The organism is Sulfuricaulis limicola (assembly GCF_002355735.1).
GTDB lineage: Bacteria > Pseudomonadota > Gammaproteobacteria > Acidiferrobacterales > Sulfurifustaceae > Sulfuricaulis > Sulfuricaulis limicola.
In genome coordinates this window covers 1,785,711-1,801,153 of sequence record NZ_AP014879.1, presented here as the reverse complement: position 1 = coordinate 1,801,153, position 15,443 = coordinate 1,785,711, and the positions used below count along the sequence as shown (strand labels likewise).

Here is a 15,443-nt window from a genome sequence, read left to right as displayed (position 1 = left end):
GCCCGAAGGGTAAGCGCCATGAATGGCGCAAGCTATCCCCTTGGGGACGCCAAACAAAAAAAGCCGGCTTTAACCCGGCTTTTTTGTTTGGATGCCGCTGTCCTAATGGTATTTCGAAGACGGTCGCTTATGCCTTGTTGAAAGCCTCTGCAGCGGCTGTGTTTTGACAACCCAGGGCATGAGCGGGGCAGGACCAGGTCGGCCGATGTGATAGCCCTGGGCATAGTCGACGCCCAGCGCACGCAGGATCTCCAGAATCTCGGCGCTTTCAACGAATTCGGCCACGACCTGCTTGCCGAGGCTGTGCGCCACTTCCGTCATGGCCTTCACCAGCGACTGGTTTTCCGGGTTCGAGGCGAGATCGCGCACGAAACTGCCGTCAATCTTGACGGTATCCACCGGCAGGCTGCGCAGATGGGTAAAAGAGGTAAAGCCGACGCCGAAATCGTCAAGCGCGAAGCGGCAACCCAGGGCGCGCAGCGGTTCCATGAACGCCTTGGCGCGCGCAATGTTATGCACGGCGGTGGTTTCCGTGATTTCAAAGATCAGTCGCGCCGGCAATGCCGTATCCTCGGCAAACACGTTTTCGAGCCAGCGGAACAGGGCGTCGTCGCCGAGATGGGCCGCGCTGATGTTGACGGCAAGCTTGATATTCAAACCCTGGGCATCGAGCGCGGCCAGCTGGGAGAACGCCATTTCCATGGCCATGTAGTCAACTCGCGCGATGAGACCGGTGCGTTCCGCGATCGGGATGAACTCGCCCGGCGGAATCAGTTCACCGTTAGTCTGCGTCATGCGGATCAACCCTTCGTAATGTGAAAGCTCGCCCGAGGCGACCTCTATCACCGGCTGGTAATGCAGCACAAAATCATGCTGTTCCAGGGCGACATGCAGGCGCTGGAGCCATTGTTCGGCCCGTGTTTCCTGATGATGCATTTCCTGGCTGTACACGCTGATCAGGCCGACCCGTTGTTCCTGCGCGCTCAACAAAGCGCTCTCGACATGCGCAATGAGCTCCTCCGCGGTTGTCCCATGTTCGGGGAACACAACGATGCCGGCTTTCGCGTCTACGCGCAGCCGCTCGTGCCCCGCCTTGACTTCCAGGCGCGCGAGTCCGGTCAGTACGGTTTCAGCCAGTGCCCTTGCCTTGGCCAGGTCGTATTCCGGCAGCACCAGCAGGAAACGACTGCCACCCAGGCGTGCGATCGGCAGGGAGGTTTCCTGGCCCGAGTCATTGATCTCGCGCAGGCGCTGACTGAGAAAATTGCCGATCTGCACCATGACGGCGTCGCCCGTCTGGCGCCCATAGGTGTCGTTGATTTGTGCGAAACGGGACAGGCCTATATGCAGACAGGCAAGCGGTTTGTGCTGACGGCGCAACAGGTCCAGCAGGTTCCCCAAAACCAGTGTGATGCCGCGCTGGTTGAGAAATCCGGTAACGGGATCATGGTCGGCCAGGTATTCCACCTGGTTTTCGGCGCGGCGCTGTTCGGTCATGTCGTGAATGGTGCAGACGAACAGGCGTTCGGTTCCCACGATCGTCGGTGCAATGCCCAGGCGTATGGGAAAGATCTCATTACCCGGCCGCATACCCAACGATTCCCAGACATTATTGGCGGTGCCGCGCCAGGAATTTTCCACCGTGCTCCAGCCGAGGTGGCCCAGGTGTGTCAGTAATTGTGCGGCTTCTGCGCTTGTCAGCAGGGAATTGATTGTGATGCCGCCGCCCGCCACCATTTTGACACCGAATATTTTTTCCGCGGCCTTGTTGGCGGAACGCACCACGCCTTGTTCATCCAGCGTGAGAATTCCCTCGACCGCGGTGGCGAGCACGGCGGCATTGAGTTCATTGGCCGCGCGCAGGCGCGCGTTGGCACGGTCGAGTATGCGAAAACGGGCGTAGAAACCAAGGAGAAGTGTGATGCCCAGTATTCCGGCAATCAGATACGCGACACGCGCAGTATTCCAGAAGGGCGGGGGAGCCCCATACCAACGATCATAAATATCACGATATCTCGGTGTGCCCACGAATTCGGTGATGACCGGGTTGAGCCGGTCGAGCAATGCCTGATTGTCCTTGCGGACTGCAATGGCGCGTTCGATCACGGTCAGCGGTTCTCCGATCCGTCTGATACGGTTTTCCTGATCAAGTTTTTTTATTAGTCGATCTACCACGGGTGTCGGATAGATCAGGGCATCGACCTCGCCAGCCTGCAGAGCGTGAAATGCCTCATTGACAGAGTTATAGGATTTTTCAGATATCTTTGTGTAATCCTTGAGCAGGTCTTCACCAACATTGATCTTGACAGTTGCTACGACTCGATTCTGGTCGACCAAATCCCGCAGTCCACGAATCTCCGGCAGCCCGGCACGTACATACAGAGATACAGACATGCGCATGAGGGGCTGGCTGAAATAAAATTTCTCCTGTCGCTCCGGTGTGATACCCATGTTGGGAATAAGGTCGGCTTGTCCAGCCTCCAGCGCCGCCGCCACCGCCGACCAATTCGGCATACTGCGATAGCTGATGCGCAGCCCGGCGCGCGCGGCGATCTCTTCCATGACTTCGATGCCGAAGCCGGTCGGGACGTCGTTTTTGGTGGTGTCAAAGATCGGCGGGAAGTGGGAGGGGAATACGGCGATCAGTGTCAGCTGTTTGTCGCGTGTCTCTTCGGCGGTGGCCGGATGGGCGAGGATGAAACAGGACAATATCGCCATCGCCAGGTGGCAAACATGACCTGCTGTACGATGTTGATATCCAGACAGCAGCATGGGCGAAAATACTTTTATTTAGAGTAATTACCACTAATTATAGATAGCACCATAAAAGCGGCCAGTTAATGGCCTTACGATTCATGCGACTCCATTATTTATTGGCAAGAGGCGCAAACCCCTTGGGATGGCTAAACAAATCAGGGTGCACAGGCAGCCTGATTTGTTTAGCCGCGTTGAATACAAAAAAACGGCCCGGTATTTGCCGGGCCGTCACTGGATGAATCCAGTTTACAAAATTACAGAGCCGGACAGGTCGCGGTCGAAGCGCCCTTGAGCGGCTGGATCTGCGGGAAGCTGTACGGATTGATGGTGGGCAGACGCTTCACCGTCAGGCGATGGATCGGAAGGTTGTTGGCCGTCACCATCCCGCCCAGGTTGACCTGCAGATACTTGACCATGGCCTCGGTGATGTCCATCACGTCAAGACTGTCCGGCAGCGCACCGGACGCGCCCGGGCCGGCGACCTGGACGATGCTGCCATCGGTCTTCACGACCTGCACCACGCGACCCCGGCAGGGGTTGCAGTTGTTGATGGTGGTCGGATCATCCGCATACCAGTAGCCGGTGACCGTGTAGCCATCGTGGGGCGTGTTGCTGCCGTCGCCCGACAGGCACTTCTGATAAGTCGGGTTGGCGACGCCGTTGATGGTGGTGCGGTTGTCATAAATGTCGAGCTCGTCGATGGCGACGCCATTGACCTTGATGTTGCTGCCGCGATTGGTGGGCCAGGGGCGGTAACGATCGGCGAAGGTCAGGGGCGACGGATTCACCGGGGTGGCGCCCATGAAGCCGTCGCAGCCGTCCACATCATAGGCCAGTCCGCTGTAGCCGAACATCCAGCCGCCGGTCCACTGGCCCGGATCGGGATGGAAAGTGCCACCGATCGAATTCTCGATCGCGAACTTCAGGTCGGCGCCACAGGCCTTGTCGGTGCGACCCAGCTTGGCGGCGATGGGGATGTAGTGGTAGATGTCCTCCATGGTGATGCCTCCGCCGGGCGACACGTGGGTGCCATAACGGAAGCCGCGGATGGACGACGACCCGGCCTGGCCGATGGCAGCCATGGCGTCGGCGATCAGGTCGTGCGAGGTGCCTTCGACCACGCCGGGCATGTCCTCATCCACGAAGTTGGAACGGTGCAGGCCCACCTGGGTATAGGCGATGATCTCGTCCACCGGGCGCATCAACATGGTGGTGTTGCCGCCCACCGTTACCGTCTGGCCGGGCACGAAAGTGCCGGCCAGGAAGGGCGCACGCGCCTTTTTGACTGCGGCGGCGATGGCCTTGTCTTCCTTGATGTCCTGCGTAATCACGCGCTGCTTGAATTCCCAGCTGGTGATCACGCCGTTCTTCACCGCCAGCTCCAGCTTGCCGATTACGGTGCCGTCCTGGCCTTCCTCGACGATGAGAGTCTTGTGTCCGTCGGGATTCACCGCGACGATGGGAGCGGTGGTGCGCTCGTGCATGTCGGAGTTGAGGATCACGTCCGGGGCCGGGGCGAGGGTCTCGGCGACCTGGATGTCGCGGGACATTTCCAGTTCCGAGATCATGACCACCACGTCGACGCCCTCGACGTTACGCAGCCGGTCGACGAAACAGGGAACCTCGGTCTTGCCGTCGGTGAACATGTAGTTCCTGGTCACGCTGGTGCCGACCGCGGCAATGGCGCGTGCCGTGGTCATGCCCAGGATGCCGACCTTGACGTTGCCGACCTGCTTGATCATGTAGGTTGGCAGCACGCGCTTGCGCGGACGGACCGTTCCGGTCGCCGGATCCGTCGCCGTCACGCCGCACACGGCCGCATCGTCAAACTGGTTGGTGTAATAAAGATTCGACGCCATCGCGTTCCAGTTGGCCAGGGGCGGGGTGGTCGCGGTGCCCTTGAAGGTTTCCTCGAAACGGGCCGGCCCGTAGAGGAAGTCCCAGTTGCCGGGGGCGTGGGCCACGAAGCCGAAGTTATTGAGCACGTCGATCATGGCCTGGCCGCGGGAAAACAGCGCCTCTCCCGAGCCCTGCAAGGTATCGCCGGTGTTGAGCAGCAGGGAATAGTCGGTGCATACCTTTTTCCCGCTGACGTATGCGCACTTGGTGGCGTCGTTGCGCATCTGCTTGATGACCGTGTACATGCGCGCCACGCCGCCTTCCATCTTGCTGTCGATGGCATCGCTGCGCAGGTTTGGCCGCGGCACCAGGTGGCCGTGGATGTCGCCGGTCTGAATCAGTGTCACCTTGCCGGAACCGGCGAATGCCGGTGGCAGCGACACGGTGGTGGCGAGCGCGGAAAGGCCCAGCGCCAGCACCGTTTTTTGAAAACGGGAAATTTTCATGGGAAATGCTCCTCCAGGTTGTGTGAATAGTTCTGGTTCATCCGCGTTCCCGTAACGGGTGCGCGAACGCCGTGCTATCGGGAGCAAGAGTTGTGCCGCTTGTTGCGGCACGGCGCGTCGTGCCGCCGGAAAAATATTTCCCGTGAAATTAGGATGTTGGTGTGAGCACATCCGTGTTCGGACGGAGGTGCGGTGAGAATCGGGCACGACAGGGCGGGCATGATCGCCCGATTGCACCGGCCATGCCCGATTTGAATGTCGTGCAGGAAGGGGGTGATGCGGAATCCGGGGCGCCGTCAGCCGGATTCGACGGGCTCCTCGATATTTTTGAAGTCACGCTTGTCCAGGCCGTATTCCTGCATCTTGCGGTAAAACGTCTTGGCGTCGATGCCGCAATGTTGCGCGCTCTGGCCGATGTTGCCGTGATAACGGCGCAGACACTGGACCAGATAGGTTTTTTCATAATGCGCGAGAGCGCGTTGCCGGCCATCCTTGAACGGCAGGTCGATAAGGCAGGCATCGGATTCTTCCGGCCGCTGGCGTTCCGGACGCAGGGGCAATTCGATGCCGGCGATATGGTCCTCTTTCGCCATGACCGCGGCCCGTTCGATGGCATTGGCCAGTTCGCGCACGTTGCCGGGCCAGTCGTAATCCATCATCGCGTTCATCGCTTCGCGACCGATGCCACGCAGCGTACGGCCGGTTTTTTCGCAAAAAACGCGAAGGAAGTGTTCGGCGAGCAGCGGCACGTCTTCCATGCGCTCACGCAGCGGCGGCAGCTGGATGCGCGCCACGTTCAGCCGGTAATACAGGTCCGAACGAAACGCTCCCGCCGCCATCGCCTGCTCCAGGTTCTTGTTGGTCGTGGCCAGGATGCGCACGTCCACGGCGATAGTCTCGTTGCCGCCCACGCGCTGGATTTCCTTCTCCTGCAAGACGCGCAGCAGCTTCAGTTGCATGGCCTGGGAAATATCGCCGATTTCATCCAGCAGCAGGGTGCCGCCCGAGGCGTATTCGAACTTTCCGCGGCGCGCCTGCACGGCGCCGGAAAACGCACCGCGTTCATGCCCGAACAGCTCGCTTTCCAGCAGGGTCTCGGTCAGCGCCCCGCAGTTGATGCGGACAAAACGCTGGTCACGCCGGTAACTGTTGTAATGTATCGCGTGCGCGACCAGCTCCTTGCCGGTGCCGGTCTCGCCGGTGATCAGCACCGTGGTGTCCAGGTCGGCGAGATTGCGGACCATCTCGAAGATTTCGGACATTTTGGGACTTTTGCTGACGATGCGGTCGAAACGGTATGGATCGCCGACACGCTCGCGCAGGGCGCGCACTTCCTCCACCAGATCCTGATGTTCCAGTACGCGCCGCACCACCAGCAGCAGTTCTTCCGGCGTGAACGGCTTCGGTATGAAATCGCTGGCGCCGGCTTTCATGGCGTCCACGGCGGTTTCGACGGTCCCGTGAGCCGTCACGATGATGACCGGAAGCCGCGGCCGTTCACGGTGGATATCCCGCAGCAACTCGAGCCCGGACATGCCCGGCATGATCTGGTCGGTGAGCACCAGACCGAAGCTGGCGCCGCGCAGACGCTCCAGCGCTTCCGCGCCGGAAGACGCCGTGACCACGGCGAAGCCGGCGTCATTCAGGGCGGAACGGCAGAGGTCGCGGTGAGCGCTCTGATCGTCGACAACCAGGATGGTGTTGCGGTTCATCGCGGCGGTACCTCCGGCAGGATGAAAATGAACGCGGCTCCCCGCCCTTCGGCGCTTTCGACCGCCACGCGGCCCCCGTGCGCCTCGACAATACGCGAGGCGATCGCCAGGCCCAGCCCGGTGCCACCGGGTTTGGTTGTGAAAAAGGGGCGAAATACCTTTTGCAGGTTTTCCGGCGGAATGCCCGGACCGCTGTCCTGCACCATCACGGTCACCTGCCGCGCGCCGGGACCGCGGCGTGTCTCCACCCGCAGTGTTCCCTCGCCCGGCATGGCCTGCATGGCGTTCTTGAGCACGTTGCCCAGGGCCTGTTCCATCTTGAACACGTCTATCCGTACCAGCGGCAGATCCGGGCCGAATACGCGCTCGATGCGGTGGTGGCCGTTGAGGCCGCCGTCAGCGTGGGAGGCAAGCAGATCGTCAAGCACGCTGTTGAGATCGGCTGGCGTCGGATGCAGCGAAAGCGTGCGACTGTAATCGAGCAGATCGGAAACGATGTTGTCCATTCCGGCAATCGAAGACTTCAGGTTGCGACAGGTCTGCTGCTGCTCCTCGGTGCCGTCGCGCCCCGGTTGCATCGCCGAGGCGACCATCAGGATTCTGCCGAGCGAATTGCGGATCTGGTGCGCGATCCATGCTGAAACCTGGCCCACCGAGGCCATCTTCTCCGCCTGGATCAAGTCGCGTCGCATGGCCTTGGCACGCGTGATGTCCCGCCCGATGCACACCGTGCCGATGAGGTTCCCGGCGTTGTCGCGCAACGGCGACAGCGTCAGTTCCGCGTCGATCATTTCGCCGTTTTTGCACCGCAGGCGGATTTCGGCGTTCTGTACCACCTGGCCGTTTTGCGCGCTGTCGTACAGGCGGTCGCGTTCCTGCGGATCGCAGTACAGCGAGGACGAGGCCCGGTTCACCACTTCGTCGCGCCGGTAGCCGAGAATGCGTTCCGCCGCGGCATTGAACTCCACGATGGAGCCGTCGAGCGCCGTGGTGGCGATCATGTCCGCCGAGTTGTCGAGAATGTTCGCCAGGTAGTCGTGCATGTCCTTGTAGGCCAGGCGTTGTTCCTCGATTTTATGCACGTGATCCTGGAGATCGGCCGCCATTTTGTTGAAACCGCGCGCCAGCCAGCCAATCTCGTCCTCGCGGTCCACGCGGGTGCGCGCGCCGAGGTTGCCCGCCTGCACGCGCGCCATGTCCGTGCCCAGGGCCCGGATCGGCCGCATCACCAGCCGATGAAACGCCATCTCGCTCATGAGAATCAGGATGACGAGGGCGATCAGTATCTCGCCCCCGGTCAGCATGGCAATGCGGCGCAATTCCTGTTCCAGGCTGACCTTGAGCTCAGCGAGGGTGCTGGCGATTTTTTCCCGGGAAAGACCGACTTCGACGCTGCCCAGGATCGTGCCGTTGTAATCGATGTCGCGCCTGACGATGAGCAGGCTGGTGTCGGCGCGTGCTTGCGCCAGGGATTCCATGAATTGTTCCGGTTTCACGCCGGCGCGGTTGACGACGCCGTCCGGTGCATCGGAACGCTTGAGGAAATGCGTGATGGGCCGGTGGCCGCGGTTGAGGATCACGGCATAGACCACATCGGCATCGGCGGAAAGTTCCTCGGTGTAGCCTTCGAGCAGGAGATAATCGTGCGCGAGGATGCCCTGGGGCGCGATGCGCGCGAGAAAAGTGGAATAGGCATTCCCCTTGTCCTGCAACACCTGCCGGAGGTTTTGCGTGTCCTGCTCGAAGCGGTTCAGGGTGATATGGCGCTGGTTGAAATACAGGGTGATGCCCAGCGCCGCCATGGAGACGATGACGAATGTTGCCAGCACCGGCAGGAAGCGCGCCTGGATGCCGTGCCACCGGGGGATCCACCGGTCACTGTGCACCGGCTTCCTCCTCCATCAGATGCCTGACGAGCGCATATTGATCGTCGTCGGCCGCCTCGAACCGTTCGATGCCGAGCTTTTTGAGAATTTCCCGTCCTTCGGGCCGGCGCAGGAGTCCGGTCAGTATCTGCTGGATGCGCTGCGCCAGTTTCGCATCCATGTCGCGGCGCACGGCGATCGGCAGATGCGGAATCGGCCGGCTCTCCGCCAGTATCCGCAGCTCGCGGAGGTCGAGCCGCTGGCGAATTTCGGGTTGCTGAAACACAGGCGGACCCACACCCGCGGCATCCGCCTCGCCGTTGTACACGGCCAGCAGGGCATTGGGTGGATTTTTGGTGAATATCGTCCGGTACTGTTCCGGCCCCAGCGCCGATTCCAGCAGCAGCGATTTCGCCAGCACGTGGCTCACCATCGCGCCGGGATCGCCGAAGGCGATGGTCTTGCCTTTCAGATCGCGGACTTTTGCGAGTTTCGAGTCCCGGCGCGTGACGATGATCGCCCTGATCGTGCAGTCGGGGTTGTCGCACAGCTTGGCGATGGCCCGGTAGCCCGCTGTCTTGTGGGCCTGTACGTATTGCATCTGGTTCAGGTGCACCACGTCGAATTCCCCGGCATAGACCCGGCGCATGAAGGAGTCGAAATCCTTGTCGGTTTCGATACGCACGGGACGGCCCAGCTCGCGCGCCAGCTGCGCCGCCAGCGGCGTGAAGTGGCGCACCGTGATCTGCGCGTTCCAGCGGGGGAATACTCCGAAAATGACGGGATCGGATCCGGCGACAGCGATCCGCGGCGCGATGGCGCACAAGGCGATCAGGCCGATCCAGGCCCGGGTTATTGCACGCTGCATGGTTGTCGTGACGATACCGTAAAAGGCTTACGGCAAGGTCCCGTTAACCGCGCGAACGACCGAAGATTTTGAAAAGCAGGCTGGAACAGGTCACCGCTAGTCCTCCGCATCCAATTTATAATTTCAGCCGATGCGGAGATAGACGCGACAGCCCTATATTTTCTTCCACCACAGCGAAAGCGGCGGGAGGTAGGTCACCAGCGCCAGCCAGACCAGCATAATAAGGAGAAACGGCAGGGCGGCGCGGAACAGGCCCAGGATGGGCTCGCGGAAGCGCTGGCTGGCGAGGAACAGGTTGATGCCGACCGGCGGGGTGAGATAGCCGATCTCCAGGTTGGCCAGGAAGATGATACCGAGGTGCACCGGATCGACCCCGAAATGCTGCGCCAGCGGCAGGATCAGCGGCACGATCACCATGGTGGCGGAAAAAATATCCATGACGCAGCCGACGGCCAGCAGGAAAATATTGAGTAGCAGCAGGAATTGCAGCTGGCTGTGCACGTCCTGCTCGAGCAGGGACAGCATCTTCATGGGTACCTGGGCGTCGATCAGGAGGTTGGTCAGGCCGAGCGCGATGCCGAGGATGATCAGCAGGCTGCCCACCAGCACGCAGGTTTCACGGAATACCCCGTAATACACGGCGCGCGTATTCAGGCGCCGGTGGATCACGGTTTCCAGCAGCAGCGCCCAGGCCGCGGCGCAGGACGCCGCCTCAGTCACGGTCACGTAGCCGCCCAGCAGCCCGCCGATGATGCCAACGGGCAGCAGGATGTCCCAGAATCCGGCGCGCGCGGCGGCGACCAGTGCCGCGAAGGAAAACGTGTGCCGGGGAATGCCGATGCGGTGGGAGGTGACCATGGCGTAGAGCGCCAGCATGACCAGCAGGATCGTTCCGGGCACGATGCCGGCGGTGAAGAGATGTTCGATGCTGACGCCCGCGACGATGCCGTACAGCAGTACCGCCAGGCTGGGCGGGAACAGCAGGCCGAGCGATCCGGAAGCCGTCAGCAGTCCGAGCGAGAAGCGCTTCGAATAGTTTTCGCCCGTCAGCATCGGATACAGCAGGCCGCCGAGCGCCAGGATGGTGACGCCGGAAGCGCCGGAGAACGCGGTGAAGAAGGCGCAGACCGTGAGCGCCACGACCGCCAGTCCGCCCGGCATCCAGCCGAAGCCGGCATTGAACAGTTGCACCAGCCGTTGCGGCGCGCCACCGCGCGCGAGCGTGACCCCCGCGAGCGTGAACAGCGGAATCGCCATGAGGTTGGGCGAGGACGTGAGCCGCAGCATTTCCACCAGCATGACGGCCGGATCGAGACCGGCCGCGTGCGTGGCGATCAGGCTGCCGGCCCCCAGCACCACGAACAAGGGCACGCCGAGGGCGGCAATCAGGACCAGCAAGGCAACGATGGCGAGCGTCATGGGGTGCGCGCGCGTGCGCGCGGACCGATCACGAAGCGCATTGCGAAGTGCAGCGTCAGCAGCACGAAACCCATCGGGATGACGATGCTGAGCAGGGCGATCCATTGCTCGCCGGCGGGAGCGTTGAGCCACTCCTGGTACCAGAATCGCGCCGCCGCCCAGCCGATGACGCCGCAGACCAGCGCGGAGAACAGGAAAATCGGCCGCTCGAGGCGGCGGTGCCAGATCTCGGGCAGCCAGGCGGCGATGATTTCCACCTTGATGTGACGTTCACGCACCGCCATCACGGCGCCGAGAAAACTCACCCACAGGACCAGGTGGCGGATCAGGACGTCGGCGCCGGGAATCGAGTAGTGCAGGAAATTGCGCAGGACGATTTCGACCAGCGACAGGGCGAGCATCAGGGCCAGCCCGAAAATGGCGAAGGCGCTTTCGATGCCGGTGAAATAATACTCGAGCCTGGCGGTCCAGGTGCGGTTGCGGGCGGAGTGCGAGTCCTGTCCGGTCACTGCTTGCCTTTGCGCGCGCGGTAGGCGTCCAGTTCCCGGCGCGCGCGCGTGTACAGCGCGGCCGGGATGTAATTGTCCTTGGCAAGCGCCGCGGCGGCGCGATCGCGCAGGTCGTAAAGCACGGCGTCGCTGTCCTTCCATTCGTTGGTAAAGGTAATGCCGTGCTGCTTCAGCACTTGCAGGCTTTTCGCGTTGTCGCGCCGGGTTTCCACGAGCAGGCGCTTCCCGGCTTCGTCACCGGTGCGGCGCAGCAGCTCCTGCAGGTCCGCCGGCAGCTTGTCGAAGAACTGGCGCGACACCAGCAGCCCGCCGATGCCGTCCATCACCGGGATCTCGGTCATGTAGGGTGTTTTGGAAAACCATTGCAGCGCGATGGCGCCGAGCGGCGGCGCGATGGTGGTGTCGATCAGGCCGGTGGAGAGGCTGGTGAAAACCTCGGTGATCGGCAGCGGCACCGGCGAGATGCCGCTGGCGGTGAAGAAGGCGGTGCCCAGGGGATCTCCCTGCCACAGCCAGATGCGCCGCTTCCTCAGGTCTTCGAGGGAGTAGATGGGGTGTTTGGAGAAAAGCTGGATGAAGCCGACTTCCATCCAGCCGAGCAGCTCGAAGCCGTTGTCACGGAATCCCTTGCGGATGTCCGGCATGAGTTGCGCGCGCACATGATCGATCTCGTCGTAGCTGCGGAACAGGAACGGGATTTCCAGCACGCGCACCGGCGAATAGATGTAGCCGATGCCGTGCCCGGTCATGGCGCCACCGTGCAACTGGCCGAAACGGATCTTGCGCAGCACATCGGGCTCGTCGCCCGAGACGCCGCCGGAATAGAGCTTGAATGTGAGCCGCCCCCGGCTTTCCTGCTCCACGGCCTTGGCCCAGTCGGCGATGATGTTCATCCAGGTGGAGCCTTGCGGCGCCAGCGTGGCGAATTTGAGGACATAGGTGTCCTGCGCCTGCGTCACGGGAAGCCAGAGCATCAACAGCAACAGCGCGCAAAATTTTCTCAAAACCATTCTTTTTCTTTGGCGAGTAATTGTCCGGCTTTTTGCTTGGCAATGGCATTGACCAGCGCCATTTCCGGAAATACATCGGACGGGGCATTGACGATCGCGGTCAGACGTTCGTGGAACTGCCGGCGGTCGAGTTGCTGGCGCGCGAGATACTGGGCCCGCAGCAGGTCGGCCAGCAGCAGCTTCCCGCCGGTAACGGCGCGGGCCTTGTCGAAGTGGCGGGCGGAGAGCTCGAAGTCGCCGCCCAGCATCGGCGGTTTGGCGCCGTAATAGACGCCGAAGAACAGGTGCGCGCCGCCGTGGTAATAGTTTTCGTCAAGTTCGAGCACGCGCGCCATCAGCGCCGCCGCCTTGCCCATCTCGGCGATGCGCGCCGGTTCGTCGCGGTTCATGTCGATCCACTTGCCCCAGCAGGTGGCGGACCAGAACAGCGCCGGCACGGCGCTGTTGTCGAGCGTGGCGAGTTGACGCTCCAGCTCCTCCTGGGGCTGGGCGGCGACGTCGCCGGAAACCCCCGCGACCGCCAGCGCCCGCAGGGCGTGTTCCAGGCCGCGGCGGTACAGCGCGGAGGCGCGCTGGCTGTCGTCATCCTCGATGAAGCCGTAGGCGTAACCGTAAAACCCCTGGGCCGCCTGCAGCCGCAGTTCGGCGTTGTCCGGGAGTTCCAGGATCAGCCCTTCGATCAGTTTGAGGTTGGCCGGGATTGCGGCGCGCGCGAGTTCCAGATCGGTCTCGCGGTTCATGGCGACATTGCCGCTGTCGAGGATGGACAGCGACGAGCGCGCCACCATCTGGCCCATGGAGCAGGCATTCAGGACCAGGCCACAAAGGATGATCGCTGTGCCTCTTATTATTAGATGAGGGAGCATGGCAGGCCGTGTTGGCGCATGTGCGGACAAGTGCCTGGATTCGACCCGCATGGTTATGAATGAGCTCTATATAATGTATGCTTCGCGCCAGCTTATCGCCGGTACTTTCCGGGCGCAAGGAGCAGCAAGCCATTTCAACCGTCATTTCCAGCAAGGACATCCTCGGTGCCGACGGGCCGCTCGCCGCGCGGCTGGAAGGCTTCACGCCGCGCCGCGCGCAACAGGAAATGGCGGAACGCATCGAGCAGGCGCTGGCGGATTATTCCGCTTTCATCGCCGAGTCGGGAACCGGCACCGGCAAGACCTTTGCCTACCTGGTGCCGGCGCTGTTGTCCGGCCGGAAAATCCTGATCTCGACCGGCACCCGTCACCTGCAGGACCAGCTGTATCACCGTGACCTGCCGCTGGTACGAGACGCGCTGGCGGTGCCGGTCAGCACGGCCCTGCTCAAGGGCCGCTCCAATTATCTCTGCCGCTACCGTCTCGACAGCCTGGAAACGGACGGACGTCTCGCCGGCCGGCGCGACCAGTCGAATCTGGTGCGCATCCGCGAGTGGGGCGGACACACCCGGCGCGGCGACATCGCCGAGATGAACGCGATTCCCGAGGATTCCGATTTATGGCCGCGGGTGACCTCCACCGCCGATAACTGCCTCGGAAGTTCCTGCGCGCATTACGACGAATGTTTCGTCAACCGCGCGCGGCGCGAGGCACTGGCCGCGGACGTGGTGGTGGTCAATCATCATCTGTTCTTCGCCGATCTGGCCCTGCGCGAGGAAGGCTTCGGCCAGCTGCTGCCGGGCGTGGAGGCGGTCATTTTCGACGAGGCGCATCAGCTGCCGGAGGTGGCGTCGAATTTTCTCGGCATTTCGCTCAGCAGCCATCAGCTCGTCAGCCTGTGCCGTGACAGCATCGCCGAAGATCTTAAGGAGCACAGCGGCGTTGCCGGGCTGCCAGCGGCGGCGCAAGCGCTGGAAAAGGCGGTGGCCGATTTCCGCCTGGCGTTCGGCGTGGAGCCGCGCCGCGATGCCTGGGACAAACTGGAAAACGCCAAGGCGGTGCACGCGGCGCTGGCCGAAGTGAAAACGCGCCTGACGAACTTGTCCGCGGCGCTGGACCAGGCCGCGGGCAAGGGACAGGGGTTGGCCAATGGCGCCCGCCGTGCCTCGGACCTGCTGGACCGGCTGCTGATGATCAGCGAGAGCACGCCGGCGGATTATGTCGCCTGGTTCGAGACCACGGCGCGCAGCTTCATGCTGTATCTCACGCCGCTCGATATTGCTGCTTCCTTCCGGAGCCACACCGGCAACGGCAAGAAGGCCTGGATATTCACCTCCGCCACGCTCGCGGTCAAAAAAAGCTTTGTCCACTTTCAGGCGCGGTTGGGGCTCGAAGATGCCGAAACCGGGCAGTGGGACAGCCCTTTTGATTATGCGCAACAGACGCTTTTATATATTCCGCCCGGTCTGCCCGTCCCGTCGGCGCCGGATTACACGGACCGCGTGATCGACGCCGCGCTGCCGGTACTGCAGGCCAGCCGCGGACGTGCGTTCATCCTGTTCACCAGTCATCGCGCCCTCAAGGCTGCCGCTGCGCGTCTGCGTGATGCACTGGATTTTCCCCTGCTGGTGCAGGGCGATGCCCCGCGCTCGGAATTGTTGCGGCGTTTTCGCGACCTGGGCAACGCCGTGCTGCTCGGCACCAGCAGTTTCTGGGAAGGCGTGGACGTGCGCGGCGAAGCGCTGTCCTGCGTGATCATCGACAAACTCCCGTTCGCCTCACCCGACGACCCGGTGCTGCAGGCGCGCGCGGCGGCGATGGAACAGGCCGGGCGCAGCCCGTTCGCCGACTACCAGCTGCCGGAAGCCGTGATCACCCTGAAGCAGGGTGTCGGCCGCCTGATTCGCGACGAAAGCGATCATGGCGTGCTGATGCTGTGCGACCCGCGCCTGTTGAGCAAGGGCTACGGCAAGACCTTCCTCGCCAGCCTGCCGCCCATGCCGCTGACCCGGACCTTGCAGGACGTCGTAGCCTTCTTCGCGCGCGATAATTCCACCCGCCAGGAGGCGCGCGAGGCCTCGCCCGCATGACA

At 62.4% G+C, this 15,443-nt stretch carries 10 protein-coding genes; 1 reads left to right on the top strand and 9 read right to left on the bottom strand.

Annotation, left to right across the window (positions count from 1 at the left end; translation table 11 throughout):
* Positions 1–102: 102 nt before the first annotated feature.
* The 9 genes from SCL_RS08645 to SCL_RS08605 all read right to left on the bottom strand — a co-directional run bounded on the left by SCL_RS08645 (position 103) and on the right by SCL_RS08605 (position 13,282).
* A complete protein-coding gene (locus SCL_RS08645) occupies positions 103–2,718 on the bottom strand; it encodes an EAL domain-containing protein (RefSeq protein WP_172425991.1) in 2,616 nt (871 codons plus the stop codon).
* A gap of 293 nt (positions 2,719–3,011) precedes the next feature.
* Positions 3,012–5,102 (bottom strand): bifunctional metallophosphatase/5'-nucleotidase, encoded by a 2,091-nt coding sequence (locus SCL_RS08640; protein WP_096360846.1) that lies wholly within the window; start codon positions 5,100–5,102, stop codon positions 3,012–3,014.
* Positions 5,103–5,398: 296 nt separating this feature from the next.
* Positions 5,399–6,814: a sigma-54-dependent transcriptional regulator gene (locus tag SCL_RS08635; RefSeq protein ID WP_096360845.1), complete on the bottom strand. Its 1,416-nt coding sequence runs from the start codon at positions 6,812–6,814 to the stop codon at positions 5,399–5,401.
* Positions 6,811–8,700 carry a sensor histidine kinase gene (locus SCL_RS08630; protein ID WP_096360844.1) on the bottom strand — a complete coding sequence of 630 codons (1,890 nt, stop codon included), beginning with the start codon at positions 8,698–8,700 and terminating at the stop codon, positions 6,811–6,813. The genes SCL_RS08635 and SCL_RS08630 overlap by 4 nt, the downstream gene beginning before the upstream one ends.
* Entirely contained in the window at positions 8,690–9,547 is an 858-nt protein-coding gene (locus SCL_RS08625) for a phosphate/phosphite/phosphonate ABC transporter substrate-binding protein (protein WP_096360843.1), read from the bottom strand. Before SCL_RS08625 ends, SCL_RS08630 begins: the two co-directional genes overlap by 11 nt.
* Positions 9,548–9,700: 153 nt before the next feature.
* Positions 9,701–10,966 carry a TRAP transporter large permease gene (locus tag SCL_RS08620; RefSeq protein WP_096360842.1) on the bottom strand — a complete coding sequence of 422 codons (1,266 nt, stop codon included), beginning with the start codon at positions 10,964–10,966 and terminating at the stop codon, positions 9,701–9,703.
* Positions 10,963–11,475: a TRAP transporter small permease gene (locus SCL_RS08615; RefSeq protein WP_172425990.1), complete on the bottom strand. Its 513-nt coding sequence runs from the start codon at positions 11,473–11,475 to the stop codon at positions 10,963–10,965. Before SCL_RS08615 ends, SCL_RS08620 begins: the two co-directional genes overlap by 4 nt.
* Positions 11,472–12,485, bottom strand: coding sequence for a TRAP transporter substrate-binding protein (locus tag SCL_RS08610; protein WP_096360840.1), 1,014 nt, complete (start codon positions 12,483–12,485; stop codon positions 11,472–11,474). Before SCL_RS08610 ends, SCL_RS08615 begins: the two co-directional genes overlap by 4 nt.
* Entirely contained in the window at positions 12,476–13,282 is an 807-nt protein-coding gene (locus SCL_RS08605) for a TRAP transporter TatT component family protein (protein ID WP_172425989.1), read from the bottom strand. Before SCL_RS08605 ends, SCL_RS08610 begins: the two co-directional genes overlap by 10 nt.
* Before the next feature lie 146 nt (positions 13,283–13,428).
* Between SCL_RS08605 and SCL_RS08600 the strand changes: the two genes are divergently transcribed.
* Positions 13,429–15,441 carry a DNA repair helicase YoaA gene (locus SCL_RS08600; RefSeq protein WP_096360838.1) on the top strand — a complete coding sequence of 671 codons (2,013 nt, stop codon included), beginning with the start codon at positions 13,429–13,431 and terminating at the stop codon, positions 15,439–15,441.
* Positions 15,442–15,443 lie beyond the last annotated feature (2 nt).

Bases quoted from the DNA above. Each gene is read 5' to 3' on its own strand.
- SCL_RS08645 (WP_172425991.1), bottom strand. From the start codon at position 2,718: ATGGCGATATTGTCCTGTTTCATCCTCGCCCATCCGGCCACCGCCGAA.
- SCL_RS08640 (WP_096360846.1), bottom strand. From the start codon at position 5,102: ATGAAAATTTCCCGTTTTCAAAAAACGGTGCTGGCGCTGGGCCTTTCC.
- SCL_RS08635 (WP_096360845.1), bottom strand. From the start codon at position 6,814: ATGAACCGCAACACCATCCTGGTTGTCGACGATCAGAGCGCTCACCGC.
- SCL_RS08625 (WP_096360843.1), bottom strand. From the start codon at position 9,547: ATGCAGCGTGCAATAACCCGGGCCTGGATCGGCCTGATCGCCTTGTGC.
- SCL_RS08620 (WP_096360842.1), bottom strand. From the start codon at position 10,966: ATGACGCTCGCCATCGTTGCCTTGCTGGTCCTGATTGCCGCCCTCGGC.
- SCL_RS08610 (WP_096360840.1), bottom strand. From the start codon at position 12,485: ATGGTTTTGAGAAAATTTTGCGCGCTGTTGCTGTTGATGCTCTGGCTT.
- SCL_RS08605 (WP_172425989.1), bottom strand. From the start codon at position 13,282: ATGGGCCAGATGGTGGCGCGCTCGTCGCTGTCCATCCTCGACAGCGGC.
- SCL_RS08600 (WP_096360838.1), top strand. From the start codon at position 13,429: ATGCTTCGCGCCAGCTTATCGCCGGTACTTTCCGGGCGCAAGGAGCAG.